16 protein-coding genes are annotated in these 15654 nt (G+C 44.1%); 15 read left to right on the forward strand and 1 reads right to left on the reverse strand.

Annotated features, from left to right (window positions below):
* The first annotated feature begins 12 nt into the window (after positions 1-12).
* Together B4J50_RS08455 and B4J50_RS08460 are read left to right on the forward strand one after the other, a co-directional pair.
* Positions 13-1017 (forward strand): hypothetical protein, encoded by a 1005-nt coding sequence (locus tag B4J50_RS08455; RefSeq protein ID WP_286846407.1) that lies wholly within the window; start codon positions 13-15, stop codon positions 1015-1017.
* A gap of 299 nt (positions 1018-1316) precedes the next feature.
* The gene (locus tag B4J50_RS08460; RefSeq protein WP_286846406.1) at positions 1317-2687 is read left to right on the forward strand and encodes a PLP-dependent aminotransferase family protein; all 1371 of its coding nucleotides are present in this window, start codon (positions 1317-1319) and stop codon (positions 2685-2687) included.
* Here the strand turns inward: B4J50_RS08460 and B4J50_RS08465 are convergent.
* Positions 2672-2875 (reverse strand): hypothetical protein, encoded by a 204-nt coding sequence (locus B4J50_RS08465; RefSeq protein ID WP_286846405.1) that lies wholly within the window; start codon positions 2873-2875, stop codon positions 2672-2674. The genes B4J50_RS08460 and B4J50_RS08465 overlap by 16 nt on opposite strands.
* A 192-nt stretch (positions 2876-3067) precedes the next feature.
* On the opposite strand from B4J50_RS08465, the gene B4J50_RS08470 reads away from it, so the two are divergent.
* The 13 genes from B4J50_RS08470 to recA all read left to right on the forward strand — a co-directional run bounded on the left by B4J50_RS08470 (position 3068) and on the right by recA (position 15406).
* The gene (locus tag B4J50_RS08470; RefSeq protein ID WP_286846404.1) at positions 3068-3730 is read left to right on the forward strand and encodes a GntR family transcriptional regulator; all 663 of its coding nucleotides are present in this window, start codon (positions 3068-3070) and stop codon (positions 3728-3730) included.
* A 167-nt stretch (positions 3731-3897) separates the two neighbouring features.
* Complete coding sequence (locus tag B4J50_RS08475) at positions 3898-5028, forward strand: DegT/DnrJ/EryC1/StrS family aminotransferase (RefSeq protein WP_286846403.1); 1131 nt, start codon at positions 3898-3900, stop codon at positions 5026-5028.
* A gap of 105 nt (positions 5029-5133) precedes the next feature.
* The gene (locus tag B4J50_RS08480) at positions 5134-5829 is read left to right on the forward strand and encodes a zinc metallopeptidase (RefSeq protein WP_286846402.1); all 696 of its coding nucleotides are present in this window, start codon (positions 5134-5136) and stop codon (positions 5827-5829) included.
* An 86-nt stretch (positions 5830-5915) separates the two neighbouring features.
* Positions 5916-6611 carry a DUF6391 domain-containing protein gene (locus B4J50_RS08485; protein WP_286846400.1) on the forward strand — a complete coding sequence of 232 codons (696 nt, stop codon included), beginning with the start codon at positions 5916-5918 and terminating at the stop codon, positions 6609-6611.
* On the forward strand, positions 6608-7936 hold the full coding sequence (locus tag B4J50_RS08490) for an RsmB/NOP family class I SAM-dependent RNA methyltransferase (protein ID WP_286846398.1): 1329 nt from the start codon (positions 6608-6610) through the stop codon (positions 7934-7936). Before B4J50_RS08485 ends, B4J50_RS08490 begins: the two co-directional genes overlap by 4 nt.
* Positions 7937-7941: 5 nt before the next feature.
* Positions 7942-9120: a PASTA domain-containing protein gene (locus tag B4J50_RS08495; RefSeq protein ID WP_286846397.1), complete on the forward strand. Its 1179-nt coding sequence runs from the start codon at positions 7942-7944 to the stop codon at positions 9118-9120.
* Complete coding sequence (rpe, locus tag B4J50_RS08500) at positions 9099-9830, forward strand: ribulose-phosphate 3-epimerase (protein WP_286846396.1); 732 nt, start codon at positions 9099-9101, stop codon at positions 9828-9830. Before B4J50_RS08495 ends, rpe begins: the two co-directional genes overlap by 22 nt.
* Entirely contained in the window at positions 9799-10692 is an 894-nt protein-coding gene (locus B4J50_RS08505; RefSeq protein ID WP_286846395.1) for a helix-turn-helix domain-containing protein, read from the forward strand. The genes rpe and B4J50_RS08505 overlap by 32 nt, the downstream gene beginning before the upstream one ends.
* Positions 10689-11978 (forward strand): 30S ribosomal protein S12 methylthiotransferase RimO, encoded by a 1290-nt coding sequence (gene rimO, locus B4J50_RS08510; RefSeq protein ID WP_286846394.1) that lies wholly within the window; start codon positions 10689-10691, stop codon positions 11976-11978. Before B4J50_RS08505 ends, rimO begins: the two co-directional genes overlap by 4 nt.
* Positions 11975-12439, forward strand: coding sequence for a phosphatidylglycerophosphatase A family protein (locus B4J50_RS08515; protein ID WP_286846393.1), 465 nt, complete (start codon positions 11975-11977; stop codon positions 12437-12439). The genes rimO and B4J50_RS08515 overlap by 4 nt, the downstream gene beginning before the upstream one ends.
* Before the next feature lie 6 nt (positions 12440-12445).
* Positions 12446-13660: a nicotinamide-nucleotide amidohydrolase family protein gene (locus B4J50_RS08520; protein WP_286846392.1), complete on the forward strand. Its 1215-nt coding sequence runs from the start codon at positions 12446-12448 to the stop codon at positions 13658-13660.
* Positions 13660-14232, forward strand: coding sequence for an RNA 2',3'-cyclic phosphodiesterase (thpR, locus tag B4J50_RS08525; RefSeq protein ID WP_286846391.1), 573 nt, complete (start codon positions 13660-13662; stop codon positions 14230-14232). The genes B4J50_RS08520 and thpR overlap by 1 nt, the downstream gene beginning before the upstream one ends.
* A 61-nt stretch (positions 14233-14293) precedes the next feature.
* Positions 14294-15406: a recombinase RecA gene (gene recA / locus B4J50_RS08530; RefSeq protein WP_024822947.1), complete on the forward strand. Its 1113-nt coding sequence runs from the start codon at positions 14294-14296 to the stop codon at positions 15404-15406.
* Positions 15407-15654: the final 248 nt, after the last annotated feature.

Raw genomic sequence — 15654 nt, forward strand, 5'->3', positions numbered from 1 at the left:
GGAGGGAGTTTTATGAGTGATGAGATGGTTTTGTTGCTATTTGATACGTTCCACCCCTGTTGGGATGAAGAGACAGTGGTTTGGGCAGGGGAAGATGTCGAAGGGCTGCGGCGACTCAGAGAGTTAGGTATGTTAAAAGAGAAAAACGGTATTTATTCCCTCACTTCCCATGGACGCGAGACGTTTCAGGAATTGTGCCGGCAATGGTTTTGTGAGAACAAACCGGGATCAGCTTCTTTAGGAGATAAAGAACAAGAGATTTTTCTTTGGCGGACTCGATTCCAATATATTTTAGATGGCGGGTTTGCTGCTAGATGGGGGGCTAAAGATTACTATCCAGGTAAAGTGCTTGAATATGCCCCTGCTTTGTCGCAACAAGAAATGTATGCTCTGCATAACCCATCTTCTGTAGAGTGGACATATTGCTCTCACCCCTACGTGGAAAAAATAAAAAGTCATTTTCCTGTTACGGGATTAAAAGCGAGAGAAGTCACACCTTTGAGTCGAGATGCAGCCCGTTCTTGGCTCGATGAAAATAACATTCCTGTGGGAAGCTTTGAGGTAGACTTGCTCTTGCTGGGACGTTATGATTTTGCTTACTATATGAATTTTTCTAAGCATCCCAATGATCCCCTCGGTCTCGTTAATTCCGATAAGTTTTTCTTTTTCCGTGCCCAACCCCCTTTTTCAAAACAGCTCCCCTTTTTCCTTGAGAGTATTGGAAAAATCCATCTTTTTTTGTTGAATCAGCGACACATGTATATACCGGGATATGTGGATTTAGATTCAGCAGATCAAGATTCTTTGAACTGGTTAGTATGGGTTGTAGAGACGGAAGAAGACGTTTTTGCTCTGTTGCGCCTCCTTGTTCCCATGGGGCAAATATTAATAGAGCCGGCTAAACCTATGGATATATGGGTCTTGAGTATAGAAGAGCTGAGAAAGGTAAAAGAGAAACATGAGACAATCTATGACCTTTTTTCTTCCATAGGTCATCCGATAGTCCGAAACCTATAAAGAATGGCTAGAGGCACCTGACAGGTGCCTCTAGCCATATGAGATTTTAGCAAGAGAAATTCCCCTTACTCTATTTCTTGCGCGACGTTTTTATCGTTTTTAAAGCCTTCATAAGAGGATTAATGTTTATGAAAACCAAATTGATAGGCTCTCCTATTCCATCATATAAAATTTTATATAGAACGAGAGGGTCGAATATGCGATAGGAAAATATCAACGTACCAGTAAAGTATTGCCATTTAGTATAATTTTGTTACAAACATAACATAGATGATATAGGAAACAAAAGGGGCGACAATATGCTAGAAATACCTCTAAACCGGAAATCAGAAGTGCCTTTATATCGGCAAATAGCTCTTCATTTGCAGAAAATGATAGAGAGAGGAGCGCTATTGCCCAAAACCAAGCTCCCTGGCTCAAGAGGGTTGGCACAAAGTCTCGGTGTAGGACGTATAACGGTCATGGAGGCATACAAGCTTCTCTCTGATTATGGATATGTGGTGGAGTTAGGTCGAAGCGGTACATATGTAAGTGAGAGAAGCGTTTCTGACGACTATTTTACGGGGGAGTTTGACCATAAGTGGGATTTTAGAACAGGACAGCCAACCCCAGATCTTATTCCCTCGGAGGAGCTTTCTAGAGTAGCAAGGGATGTTTTGGCTTTTTCAAGTAAAGAGGCTCTTTGTGAGGCGCCTCTTTCAGGCCTTGATTCTTTGCGTCATGTTTTAGTTAAACACGCGGCTTCTCGAGGGATTCCAGCTTCCTGGAGGGAAGTTTTCGTGACTGCAGGTGGACGGCAGGGCATTGCGCTTTCCCTTAATGCACTTAAGCAATTAGGGGTCCGTCAAATGTGGGTTGAAAAGCTGACCTACCCTGACGCTATTATGATGGCACAATCAGAAGGCATAGAAATTAAAGTACTGCCCCCTCTTGAAGATATAAGTGAAAAGTGGTATGAATGCCTGTCTGGCTCTCATATGCTTTATCTTGTCCCTAGTTTTCAGAATCCAACTGGGCAGACTATCTCAGAATCGTTACGCCATGTTATCCTGGAAGGAAGTATGAAATACGGATTCTGGGTTCTTGAAGATGATGCTTATGGTGAACTTCGCTACGGTGAACGAAGTATTTCTGCTTTGAAAGCTCTGGATGGATCTGAACGGGTCGTCTATTTGGGATCGTTTAGTCAGGTTCTTTTTCCGGGACTACGTATTGGGTATTCTCTTGTCCCCAACCAACTGATGGAATCTTTTGTCCAGGCTCAGGCAAAACGATATGGGCCAGTCTCCTCTCTAGATCAGCTTATAGTCGAGCGTTTCATAGAGAGTAAAGGGCTGGAAAGTGCACTGACCACAACTCGTGGAGTGATGGAATCGAGAATGAAAACATTAGGAGCTTCTTTACGTGTTTGTGTGCCAGAAGGGGATTTTCTTCTCCCTGAAGGGGGAATATATCTTTGGCTAAATATTCCTGGCATTGATGGCAGAGAAGCTGCTTTTGAAGCTCGCAAGGCAGGTGTCCTTGTTGCTTCTGGAAATCAATTTTCTTATGAAGGAGAAAGGGTAGAAGCTGTTCGTTTTGCAGTGAGCAGCATCGTTAACGAGGGAATATCTTCGGCAGTCCGTTGTCTCCAAGAAGTTTGGAGACAAGCCTTTTATTCGAAGTGCTGATTTTCAAGGGATTTTAGGTATTTTTTCCAAAGCCAAATGGCAGCTAGTGCCGATAGGATACCTCCAGAAAGGCCGAAAATGATATATGCGGTATTTCCCTTCCCAAAGAAAAATCCCCCGAGGCCGGCAAGCGCGTAAGCAAAAAGGATAATAGTAGCCAAAGATAATAATAGAACAGTAATTCTCATCAAACGACCTCCAGTTGTATGCGGTATAAGGTATGCGGTATAATGCAATCAATTTGTTTATTTTTTTATTTTTCGTGTATTTTACCACGTATCCCTTGTAGAACAGTATAACGTATGTTAAAGTTATTTGTGAAAAAGACAGACTCTTATACAATATAAGAGAGTCCATTTGGATCAAGGAGGAATTAACGAATGCGAGAAGCGAGATTATATACAACCTCTGCTGACTATGCTTATCAAGAACTTCGTCACAAAATTATTACCAAACAACTCAAACCAGGGCAGAGACTTCCGGAGGTGAATATTGCGGTTCAGATGGGGGTAAGTCGTACCCCGGTTCGAGAAGCTTTGCGCCGGTTGGCAAGCGAAGGGCTCGTTGTTATTATCCCGAATAGTGGCGCTCGTTTAGCTGCACCAACGGCTCGAGAGATAGAGGATACATTCCTTGTTAGGGAACAGTTAGAGACCCTCGCTATTCGTCTAGCGGCCGAGAGAATTGGTGATCGCCACCTTCGTAGATTGGAAGAAGCCATGATTGAAGAAGGTCGCGCTATAGAAGAGAAAGATCTCGAAAAATACTTGGAAGTGAACGAGGCTTTCCATAAAGCGATTGCTGATGCGAGTGGAAATAAAGTGCTAGCCGAGTATGTAGAGAATATATTGGCTCGTACAAATGCATATGTAGTCTTTTATGATCCCTTTTATCAATTAGAGACAGTGCCGAGTGTAGATGCTCATCGAGAGATTTTGATAGCTTTGCGTCATCACGATTCTGAACGGTCTGTAACCCTCCTTAAAAAGCATCTTCAGGATGCGATAGAAGGTCTGCGTCAGGCGAGAGAAGAAGGGCGCTAATTTAAAAGAATTACAAGTAAGATGACAACTATAAGGGCTGGAATGCTCCAGCCCTATTTTTTTACCAAAAAACAGGCTTTTGAGGGGAAGATATATAGCAGAGAAAGGCCTTTTGGGGCATAATATTTTTTTGAGTTTGCACTCTGATGAGGGGGATATGAGAGAAAATGAAAATACCTACATTAGATTTGACACGTAATTATGAGCGTATCAGAGAGGAAGTGGCGGATGCACTTGAAGAGGTGCTTGAAAGTCAGTATTTTATTTTGGGGCCAGTAGAAAAAGCCTTTGAGGAAGAGATTTCTGCCTATTTAGGAGGAGCCCAAGCTATTGGGTGCGCTTCTGGCAGCGATGCGTTGCTTTTGGCGTTGATGGCTCTCGATGTTTCAGAGGGAGATGAAGTAATTACCACTCCCTACTCTTTTTTTGCCACTGTAAGTTGCATAACAAGACTAGGTGCGAAGCCTGTTTTTGTGGATATTGACCCCGACACGTACAATATAAATTTGGAACAGCTTATGGACAAGGTTACGTCTCGCACAAAAGCAATTATCCCTGTTCATCTTTTTGGTCAAATGGCTCCTCTGGAAGAGGTGTCCCATGAGCTTGAAAGCCGAGGGATAGCTATTGTTGAAGATGCAGCTCAGGCTTTCGGTTCCTGGCGACAGGTAGAAGGTGAAATTATACGAGCTGGTGCGTGGGGATCCATAGGATGTTATTCCTTTTTCCCTACAAAAAATCTTGGTGGATATGGAGACGGGGGGATGGTAGTTTCATCCCGTTCTGATCTGGCTGCTAGATTAAGAACGTTGCGAGTTCATGGCGCTGGAACTACATACATTCATGAAGAAGTAGGTTTAAACAGCCGTCTTGATGCGTTGCAAGCTGCTATTCTTCGAGTGAAGTTGCGTCATTTGGACGAATGGAATGAGGAGAGACGATTGGTTGCTGATCGGTACAATCTCCTTTTTGCGGAGCACGATCTTCTTGAGAACGTTAAGCCGCCTAAAGAGTTGAAGGGGAATTATCATATCTACCATCAATATGTTCCTCGGGTAAACAATCGAAGTAAACTTTCAGCATTTTTAGAGGGGAAAGGGATAACGACACGAGTATACTACCCGCTTTGTTTGCATCTACAGCAATGTTTTGGTTTCTTAGGTTATAAAGAAGTAGACTTCCCTGAAGCCGAGAAGTTAAGTCATGAGAGCTTAGCTTTCCCCATCTTCCCTGAGTTGACAGTGGAAGAACAAGAATACATTGTTGGTGCTGTGGCTGATTTTTACGCAAAAAATTAATTTGACCAATATTGCTCTTTCCTGAGGATCCGTGTAAAATACGGATGTAAGAAAAGAGAAATTTTGTCACAATAGTTTCAAAAGCCATAGTACGGAGGTGATGGCGTGTTTCCTCTTTTTTTCGACCCAACATTTGTTCTGCTTGTTCCGGCTGTTATTTTGGCCTTCTGGGCTCAGATGAAGGTGAGAAGCGCATATTCACAATACAGTCGTGTCCTTTCGCGAAGAGGAGTCACTGGTGCCGAAGCAGCGCGTGCGTTGCTTGATCGTTTTGGAATGACAGGTGTTCCTATCCAAAGAGTTGCGGGGAACCTTACAGACCATTATGATCCTAGAGATAAAACTCTTCATCTGTCAGAGGGTGTCTATAATAGTTCGAGTATAGCTGCAATAGGCGTGGCAGCTCATGAAGTGGGCCATGCTATTCAGCATCAGGAGAATTATGCCCCCTTAAAGTTTCGTAACGCTGTAGTTCCAGCTGTGGGAATAGGGTCTTCTCTAGCTTTCCCTCTTTTTTTCCTGGGATTGCTTTTTCGTGGCTCGATTCTAATGGATGTTGGAATTCTCCTTTTTGTTGGTGTAATTGTCTTCCACTTGGTTACGTTGCCTGTTGAATTTGACGCGAGCTCAAGGGCGTTACGTTTGCTAGGGAATACGGGCATGTTGGCCTCAGATGAGGTTCAGGGAGCTAAAGTTGTTCTTAATGCAGCGGCTCTTACCTATGTTGCAGCTGCAGTTATGGCTTTCGCCCAGTTAGCACGGCTTTTAGTGCTTCGCGGGATGTTTGGTAATCGCGATTAGCATACGTTCCTCCTGTCGAGCGGTACAATAGATGGTGGGGCGTTATGGGTGCGCCTCACCATTTGTTTTGAAAAGGATGGTATCTTATGCCTTTTATTCTTCTGCTACTTTTGTTTTTTATAGCTCCATGGGCTGGATTTATAGCGTTGCTCCTTTTTGTAATTTTTTTCTTGGTATTTATCCCCTTAGGGTTTGCGGCCAGTTCTTTTATTTGGCTTATCGCGGGTCCTACTCAGCTATTTAAGGTTCTATTTAACAAAAAAGTTCGGAAGAATCATGGACTAGAACATGGGACAATTCACGTTCTGGAAGAATCCTTGGGACGTTGTAACATAGAAGGAATGGCTTATGATGATGGTTTTTCTCTGCGCGGTCTTGTAGATCCAGCTTCTGCTCTTTATGCCGCAAGAGTTGCTCTCGAACGAATGAAAAGAGGGGAGTCTTCTTTAGCTGTTCATCCTCGCTGTGGTACTACTATTGTGGTTATTAACACCCTTTCTTCCCTGCTATTTATAGTGCTTCTTTTAGCCACTGGTACTATGGGGTTGCTCTATGTAATAGTAGCCCTTTTATTATCTCATCTTTTGGGACCGGCTTTAAGCACTGTGGTACAACGATATGTTACAACAGATTCTGATGTAGAAGATATAGAGATTACAGGAGTAGAGGTGCGTGCAGTTAATACAGGATGGGGTGGCTTCTCTGTATATGGTCCGTCTCAGCTTTTTATTCGCACCCGTCGAAAATCTGAAGCTATTCAACCGGAGGTTCTTTTCCCATGAGAGGTATAGAAGCTGCACTTTGTGTTCTTGAAGATGTTTCCAAAGGGAAATTTGCTAGCGAGTCGTTGCGCCATTTCTCAGAAAATATGAATAATGGAGATCGCATACTAGCAGCTTCCCTTATTTATGCGACTCTTCGTCGTCAATCATTATGGAGGGCTGTCGTGGGACGTTTCCTTCGCCCATCCTTCGAGTCTCTTTCCAAGAAGACTCGAAACGCATTGATTCTTGGAACGGCAGGTCTTTTAGAGTTGAAACATTTTATTCCGAGAGTCCTTGTAAACGCCCTTGTTCAGGAAATAAAAGAAAGTGGGCGTCCGCAAGAGGCTCGAATTGTAAATGCCGTATTACGGAGGGTGGAAGAGAACGGGCGAGCTTTCCTTGAAACGTTGGAAAGGAGCAGTGGTATCCAAGAACAATCTCTTCTGGCAGGGGTCCCTTTGTGGGTCGCGTATCAATGGAAAGATGTGTTGGGGTATAATGATACTTTAAAATTATTTAAACTTTTTAGAATGCGTCCATACGCGTCCCTTCGAGTTTTTCCTCAGGGGCACGTTCCTATTGTTGTTGAAAATCTAAAAAAAATAGGGATACGAGGCTGGGCTTCTCCTTTGCTTGATTATTCCATACGAACAGCTTCTTCTGTTTTCCCTCTCGATATTCCTGGTTTTAAAGAAGGGCAAGTAACAGTCCAGAGCGAGTCTTCGATGCTTGTAGCGAATATAGTGGCTCAATTTTGGAAAGAAGGTCCTATCCTTGATATGTGCGCTGGGCGAGGAATAAAGGCTGGGCAACTCGCATCTCTGTTGCCTCATGCTACCATTGAAGCTTGGGAACTTTCGAAAGGACGTTACCATGCTGCTCGAAGGGAAAAGGAGCGTCTTTCCCTGGGGGCGCGGGTTGTTTTTCGTCAAGGGGATGCCCTTCAAATGACGCCACAAATGCTACCTAACCTTGTTTTTCTTGATGCCCCTTGCTCTGGCAGCGGCACATGGAATAGACATCCAGAGGGGCGTTGGGCTTTATCAAAAGAAAAATTAGAAAATCTAGTGTTTCTCCAGAAAAAACTTTTAAGAAAAGGAGTATCGCTAGTTGCGCCAGGTGGTTTCATCGTTTACTCTACTTGTAGTCTCATGAAGCAGGAAAATGAGCAGGTTGTTGCTGAAATTTTAGCCGAAAATGAGGATCTTGTAGAAATGTCAATCCCGCTCGGTGGACGGTATATAAAAAAAGGGAGGCCTTGGGGTACATATATATGGCCGGAATTGCCTTGGCTTGACGGCTTTTTTATAGCTGCAATCCTGAAAAGAAATCGGGAGGTTTAGAAGAGATGAATAAAATGTATAAGTGGATCATGCTTTTGATCCTTCTTATTATTGTTATTTCAGGAGGAATAGCGGTTTTCACTATCTGGACTGGTGGGAAGGGATTGGCAGTTCCGCCTTTAAAAGAGATGTCGGTAGTAGAAGCAGTAGATGAGGCGCATCGTCTCGGCCTTAAGGTAAAAATAGAGCAAATAGAGTCGAATCTCCCGAGCGGGACAGTCCTTACTCAATGGCCTGATCCAGGCACTAAGATTAAGCAAGATACCACTATTATCCTTAAAGTGAGCAAAGGGGGCAATAGGGTTCCTTTGCCAGATGTTCGAGGCCTTGAGTACTCTCAAGCCCTTAAAAAACTAGAAGAAGCGGGCTTCCAAACAGGAGATGTTTTGCGCATTCAAGATGAATCTCGCCCTGCAGGTACTGTCGTTGCTCAAAGCCCAGCTGCTCCTGTGATGGTGGAAAGCAGTAGAAAAGTCGATCTTTTAATAAGCTTGGGGCAAGTAACTCAGAGTGGTCAGATTTCTGTCCCGGATGTATTACAGAGGCAAGAAGCTACAGCGCGGAAAATGTTAGAAGAGGCAGGTCTTGCCGTTTCAAATATAGAGAGAGTTTATACTCAAAACTCTCCAGAGGGTATGGTTATTGCTATGCGTCCTAGCGCAGGAAGCACCCTCAAACGAGGTCAAGGCGTGGTTCTTCAGGTTGCGACTCTCAGAAAGCCTGTTGAAGAAGTCTCCTCTTCTCAGGTGGTGGCGATTCCAGGTGCTTCTCGTATAGAAGATCAGGCCACAACAATTGTTCAGCCAGATGTGGCAGCTCAACCGAAGAGTTCTGGAACTATGGTTCCTGTAATTCCTCCAAAGTCTAAAGAAAAAGTGACAGCTACTACACCTTCCCAAACCTCTTCTTCAACGTCAGGAGGGGAAAGCAAAACGACTGAAGTTCGGAAAACGGCTCCAGTTCCTGCTGGTGGCAAAATAGCGAAAGTCCGTTATCAAGTACCGCCCCTTACCAGGCCGATGCCGTTGAAGATAGAGATGGTGGATGGGAATGGTACTCGTGTTCTTTTAAATAAGGAAGTTAAAGGAGGAGAGTATATCTCCCTGGAAACGCCTTATGTAGATGAAGGTGTAGTGACTATATTCCTGGGAGGTGAATTTGTATGGCAAGATCGCTACCGATAGGAAAAAAATCTCACTCTTTCTTTGTGGCACCATCTCTTCTTTCTGCTGATGTCTTAAACATGGAGAAGAGCATCTCTTCCTTACAGGAACAACATGATTGGCTTCATTTAGATATTATGGATGGCCATTTTGTTCCCAATCTATCTTATGGGCCATCTTTGGCTAAAGCGATGAGAGCTCGCTACTCTCAGGAAGTGCTAGATGTCCATCTTATGGTAGAGCCGCCAGAGGATTTTATAGAGGCTTTTGCTTCTGCTAAACCTGATTATCTTACAGTGCATGTAGAGGCTACGCCACATCTCCATAGAGTGTTATCAAGAATAAGGAGTCTTGGTTGCCGGCCAGGGGTTGCTCTTAACCCGGCAACGCCATCGGAATGGGTTTACCCTGTACTGCACATGGTAGATCTTGTTTTAATCATGTCGGTAAATCCTGGTTTTGGTGGGCAGTCTTTTATATCTGAGACATTAGAGAAAACGATAAATATCTATCGATATCGTGAAGCGCAAGGCTTGTCTTTTGCTATAGAAATGGATGGCGGCATTGGTCGTAATTCTATAAGGCAGGTAGTTGCTTCTGGATGCGATGTAGTAGTCATGGGAAGTTCCGTTTTTGGAACCCCAGACCCTGCTGAGACAATTCGTGAATTAAGAGCTTGTGTTAAGGAGGCAGTGGTCGGTGAAAAAGGAACGACGTCAAATAACTCTTGAGGAACTTGGTCGAGCGGTACGGGAGAGGCGAGAGCAACGTGGTTTGAATCTTGATGATGTAGCTGATCTAACGAAAATTAGAGCTCAGTTTCTTGAGAACATTGAGGAGGGGCGGTATGAAGATTTCCCCGGCATTGTTTATGTGCGGGGCTTTGTTCGTACCTATCTTCGTATTATAGAGGCGGAGGATCTATGGGAATATTACAAGCCCCTTTTGTACGATATGGAAAAACAGGAAGGAGAAGATTCTCTTATAGGGGCGTGTACTCCTCCAGCGAAGGGGTTTCGCTTGGCTTCTCGCTTTTGGGTCATTCTTGTATTGGTATTGGCAGTGGTTGGAACGGGATGGTATGTTTGGTATACATGGAATGAAAAAGGTTTTCATATGGAACAAGGAATGCAGGGGGAGGGAGAAGAAAGTTCTCAAAGCTATCAAAATGAAAAGGCCCCCAGTGAAATTATCTCTCCAGATATAATGCTTTTCTCTAAAGATATTCCGTCTTTGGGCATTCAAAGTGCCGTATCTCAGCCGGAAAATCCGCTTTTTTCAAGTCCTGACGTAGCCCTACCTCAGGAGCCTCAAAAGCCTGCGGAGCCGAAATTGCCTAAGCTTGAAATAGTAAGTACGGGAAAGTGTTGGATCCAGATACGTGATGGTAACGCTACAATTTATCAAGGGATCCTTTCTAAGGGACAAACGTATTCCCTGGAAGTAACGGATAGAGTGGTAGTGACATATGGACGTCCTAACGATGTCCGAATTACTTGGAATGGAGAGGAACTTGGCCACGTTGGAAATGGTGGACGTGTAGAACGTTACTTTTATTCTAAAGACGGGAAGATGGGCAAGGTGAAAGAGTGAACATTTATGTCATTAATTTAGGTTGTGCTAAAAATTCTGTAGATAGTGAAAATCTTATTGGCATGTTGGAAGGCTCCGGGTTTCACGTAGTAAAAAAACTTGAAGAGGCTCAGGTTGCATTGGTGAATACGTGTGGATTTATCCAACCAGCAGTCGAAGAGAGTATTGATGTGATTCTTGACCTTGAAAAAATGAAACAAGAAGGACACTTACAGAAGATTGGAGTTGTTGGCTGTCTTGTTAATCGTTATGGAGAAGATCTGAAGAAAGAGCTGCCTACTGTAGATATTTGGGCTCGTTCCGAGGAGTGGGAATCTGTAATTTTGCAACTTGGGGGGGCACCAGCACCCTGGCATCGAGGTCAGCTACCAGAGACTCGTTTGTGGAGCCGCTATCTGAAAGTAGGAGAAGGTTGCGATAGTTTTTGCTCCTACTGTACAATTCCTTCTATTCGTGGTCGTGCGCGGAGTTACCCCATCGAAAGGCTTGTCAATCAAGCGACCCACCTTGTGGAAGAAGGAGCTAAAGAGATATGTTTGGTAGGGCAGGATCTTACCATTTACGGAAGAGATATTTACGGAAAGTCTTCTCTTCTATCGCTTCTCAATGCCCTTTCTTGCGCTATCCCTCAGAGTGTATGGCTTCGGCTTCTCTATCTTCATCCCGACAGAATCGACAGTAATTTTATAGATTGTCTTGGGGATGTTCCAGGGGTTTTGCCTTATTTGGATATACCCATCCAGCATGTGGATGAGCATATTTTAAGAGCTATGAATAGAAAGGGTACAGAATCATCTCTTCGTCACCTTTTTGAATATATACGGGCAAAAAACCCTCTTTTTGCTCTCCGAACAACCTTGATCGTCGGTTTTCCAGGAGAAACAGATGTCCAATTCGAAAAAGTCCTTGATTTTTTGGAAGATATGGAAATAGACAGAGTTGGAGCCTTTACCTATTGCCAGGAAGATGGAACTGTGGCGGCAACATTATCTGAACAAATCCCTCAAGATGTCAAAGAAGAACGTTATCGTCGTCTTATGGAACTTCAATCCGAAATATCATGGCGTAGACAGCAGCTTTTTGAAGGGAAAGAGCTCATGGTCCTTGTGGAAGAGAAAGACATAGAAGAAGGTATAGCATGGGGCCGTTCATATCGTGATGCTCCGGAAGTTGACGGTCTTGTGGGCATTATAAATGGGGCACATCTCCAGGAAGGGGCTTTGGTGAACGTCAAAATAAAAGAAGCTTCCGAGTATGATTTGTTAGGTGTGGAGGTTCCCCGATGAGGAAACTTTCATTAGCGGGGGCTATTAGTACCCTTGGAGGGCTGGGGTTTTTCTCTTCCATGCCTGGGACCTTGGGGTCAGGAGTTGCGTTTCTTTTTGCTTTAATTCTTCCTATTCCATTGTGGGGGATTGTAGCTGTAATGTTTTTAGGTATCTGGGCCTCTGACCGCTACGCTGCGGAAACATGCCAGAAAGACCCTAAGGAAGTAGTTGTGGATGAGGTAGTAGGGACATGGATTGCTATGTACGGCTTACCGGCGGGGTCCCTCTTGCCGGCGCTTTTCCTCTTCCGCGTTATAGATATTCTTAAACCTATCCCTGTTTCTACAGCTGAAAAACTTCCCGGGGGAGTTGGAATTGTTGCAGATGATGTAGTAGGCGGTATTTTATCTAATTTACTGCTTTGGGGATTCCATTGGCTTTACTACGAAGGAGGTTTTCAATATCTTTTTGGGAGATGATGGTCTATGCAAACCGCAGTACTATTAGCAATAGGCGATGAACTTTTAAGCGGTAGCAGACACGATATAAATTGCACTTGGCTCGCTTCTAAACTTTCTGAAGTCGGGTGTCTGGTTCGGAAAATTGAGTTTATACCAGATGAAGAGCGTGAAATTATCGAGGCCTTGAGAAGGTGGGTTGGACAAGTTGAGCTTGTAGTCCTTTCAGGGGGGTTAGGACCTACCCATGACGACAAGACCCGTCAAGCGCTAGCTTCTTACCTTGGGGTACCCCTAGAAGTTAATCATCAGGCATATAATAAAATTGTGGGACGCTATAGCCTCTCAGAGCGAGATGCAGTGGAACGATCAAGAAGCACCCAAGGAGCTATCCCGCAAGGCACATCTCCAATTCACAACTCGAAGGGATCAGCTTTAGGTATTTCCTTTCGCATTGATAAAACTCTCTTCTTCTCCTTCCCAGGAGTGCCCGTGGAATTTCAGGCCATGGCTGAAGAGTCTGTTCTTCCTTTAATGTATCAAGGTTCGGCTCGGCGACTCTCTCTTTTTGTCGTGGGTTGGGCAGAAAGCCTTTTAAAAGATAAACTTGCTCCTGCTTTGAAAAGAAAAGATCTTCATATCTCTATTCTTCCCTCTGTTAACATTATAGAGCTGGCTTTAAGTGGGGAAGATAAAAAGGTGGAAGAAGTTGCCGCACAGATACGTTCGCTTGTTGCGGAAGATTGTCTTCCGGCTGATTGCACCTCTATCCCTCAGGCTATTTATCATGAGGGAGAACGCACACATTGGACCCTCGCAGCAGCAGAATCATGTACAGGGGGCCTTGTGGGTGCTGCCTTGACCGATGTGCCGGGAATCTCTGCTTTTTTTCGAGGAAGCGCTGTTTGTTATAGCAATGAAGCAAAGATAAAGATTCTTTCAGTCCCTTCTTTTATTATAGAAAATAAAGGAGCTGTAAGCCAAGAGTGTGCCGCTGCCATGGCAGAAGGAGCACGTCGCATCTATGAAGTAGATCTGGCTGTATCTGTTACTGGGATAGCAGGCCCAGAAGGAGGAACACAAGAGAAACCTGTAGGAACGGTATGTTTTGGAATAGCCACGCCCAAAGAGACAAGAACATTTCAACGGCAATTTTCTGGAGATCGTGAGCGTGTACGCAAGAGATCTCTTGCCGTAGCTTTGGAATATCTTTGGCGTGTTCTGAAGGAGGTTTCTGTTTAATGCCTGTTTTTATCAGAGCCTTTGTTTGTATAGAAATACCGGAAGAGGAACGAAAAAAAATCGCTTCCGTCCTCTCTCTGCTAAAAAAAGAATACCCTAACTTAAAATGGGTTGCCCCTAGCGGATTGCATGTGACCCTTAAGTTCTGTGGAGAGTTGCAAGAAGACCAATTGCAACTTTTTTCTTTCTCTTTGAAGAAATCTTTAGCTCAAGCAGTAACAAAACCTTTCCAGATACGTCTTGGCTCTATAGGAGGATTCCCTTCTTTGCGCTCTCCTCGCGTTTTGTGGGTGGGAGTAAGTGAGGGTGCCCCTGTTCTTGAAGAGCTGAAAAACATAGTAGAAGCCTCTGGCTTTTCAGCAGGATTAGAGAAGGAGGAGCGCCCGTTCCATCCCCACCTTACCCTGGCTCGCATCCGATACGGCAAAGGAGTCCCGCAGGAACTAGAGGAGCGTCTTAAGAAAATAGATTTTTCTGGCCTTCGTTGGGAAGCTCATCAGATGATTCTTATGCGAAGCCAACTTCGGCCGGAAGGCCCTTTTTATACTCCACTGGAAACATATTCCTTGTAATGATATGGTATAAAAGTAATCTGATAGAGAATCGGAATGGATCTATAGGAGGTTCATTTATATGGCTAAAAAGAAAAACCCGCAAACGCGGGAAGATATTCTCGAACAAGCTATAGACGATATTCGTAGTAAATTTGGAGAAGGATCCATTATGCGACTAGGCGATCCCTTCAAGGAGCAGGTAGAGGTTATTTCTACGGGTATTCTGCCTCTTGATGTGGCACTAGGGATAGGCGGACTTCCTAAGGGACGAATTGTAGAAGTATTTGGTCCTGAAGGGTCAGGGAAAACAACTGTGGCCCTTCATAGCATAGCAGAGGCGCAAAAAAGCGGTGGTATAGCCGCTTTTATCGATGCGGAACATGCTTTGGATCCCAGATTAGCGGCATCATTAGGTGTGGATGTCCAATCTCTTTATGTCGCCCAACCTGATAGTGGTGAACAGGCTCTCTATGTGTTGGATACTCTTGTGCGTAGCGGTGCTGTGGATTTAGTGGTAGTAGATTCTGTAGCAGCATTAACTCCCCAAGCGGAAATTGATGGGAAAATAGGAGACAGCCAAGTCGGATTGCAAGCGCGTCTTATGTCCTATGCGTTGCGCCGGTTGACCTCGGCTATTTCTAAGAGCAACTGTGTTGTCATTTTTATAAATCAGCTTCGAGCCAAAATTAGCACTGGATACAGTTCTGGCCCTCAAGAAACTACTACAGGAGGGCGCGCACTCAAGTTTTACAGCTCTGTTCGCATTGAAGTAAAACGGGGGAAAAGTCTTACAAAAGGCGATGAAACCATCGGTCATGAGCTTTGGATAAAGGTGGTAAAAAACAAGCAAGCCCCTCCTTTCCGAAGTGCTCATACTTCTCTTGTTTATGGGAAAGGCATTCCTCGTGGCATGGCTGTGCTTGATATGGCCATTGACCTTGATGTAATAAAGCGAAAAGGATCATGGCTTGCTTACAAAGGGGAAACTATAGGCCAAGGGAAGGATAACGTAGCTCAGTATTTAGAGGAGCATAGCGATTTAATGGCGGAAATTACCAATGACGTTATGGGAAAAGTCTCTGAAGGCTTGGGCTTTACTCTTGGTTTTGAAGAGGGAGAAGGGGGCGAAGAAGCGGAAGAGGAGAACGAACTGCCTATTGAAGAGGGAATTCTAGAGCTCGACGAAGAATAAAATAATTTATGCAGAAGTATTAGTTCATTCTTAAAAAGGTTGCCATTAAAAAAATAAACTACATGTAAGTTGATAAAGGAACGATCTTTGTTTGTTCAAAAATAAATAATGTTAGGGTTTGATTACTATTGGAACATAAATAATAATAGTATGTTCCACATGTAAGTGTTGACAGTCTTCTTAAAGTCAAGTATTATCTTCAGGCACTCGAGGGAATGCTGAGTGCGAAAGAACCTTGAGAAGTGAAT

The organism is Aminobacterium sp. UBA4908 (genome assembly GCF_002398115.1).
GTDB lineage: Bacteria > Synergistota > Synergistia > Synergistales > Aminobacteriaceae > Aminobacterium > Aminobacterium mobile.